Source organism: Vibrio sp. 1249-1 (assembly GCF_033340495.1).
This window is the reverse complement of sequence record NZ_JAWOWJ010000639.1, coordinates 1-659: the sequence shown is the minus strand read 5'-3', so window position 1 is coordinate 659 and position 659 is coordinate 1. Positions and strand designations below refer to the sequence as shown.

1 protein-coding gene is annotated in these 659 nt (G+C 49.3%); it reads right to left on the bottom strand.

Going from position 1 to position 659, the window contains the following annotated elements:
- Positions 1-659: RNB domain-containing ribonuclease (locus R7Z50_RS28095; protein WP_318149834.1), on the bottom strand; the 659-nt coding region annotated here is incomplete at both ends.

Here is a 659-nt window from a genome sequence, read left to right as displayed (position 1 = left end):
TCAAGTACTTGATAGCACGGTGCAGCAACAAGTCAGGGTAACGACGAATTGGTGACGTAAAGTGCGCGTAACGCTTAAGCGCCAAACCGAAGTGGCCTGCGTTGTCTGCGTTGTACACCGCTTGCTTCATGGAGCGCAGCAGCATGGTTTGGATCAGCTCTTGGTCTTGACGACCTGCAATTTGACGCGCGAGATCGGCGTAGTCTGTCGGAGAAGGCTCTAAACCACCTTTCAACTCTAAACCTAGCTCACTTAGGAAATCGCGGAAGCCTTGCAAGCGCAGCTCACCCGGAGATTCGTGAATACGATACAGTGCAGGCTCTTTGGATTTTTCTACCAATGATGCCGAGGCAATGTTAGCTAAGATCATACATTCTTCGATGATCTTATGCGCATCATTACGAATCACTGGCTCAATGCTTTCAATCTTGCGCTCTGCATTAAAAATGAATTTGGTTTCGACGGTCTCAAACTCAATCGCACCACGTTGATCACGCGCTTCTTTCAACACTTTGTACATCGCGTGCAACTCTTCAAGATGCGACACGAGTGGCTGGTAGCGTTCACGCAGTTCTTCATCACCTCCAAGACTCGCGCTCACTTTGCTGTATGTGAGGCGAGCCTGGGAATTCATTACCGCTTCGTCGTGCTTGTAGCTT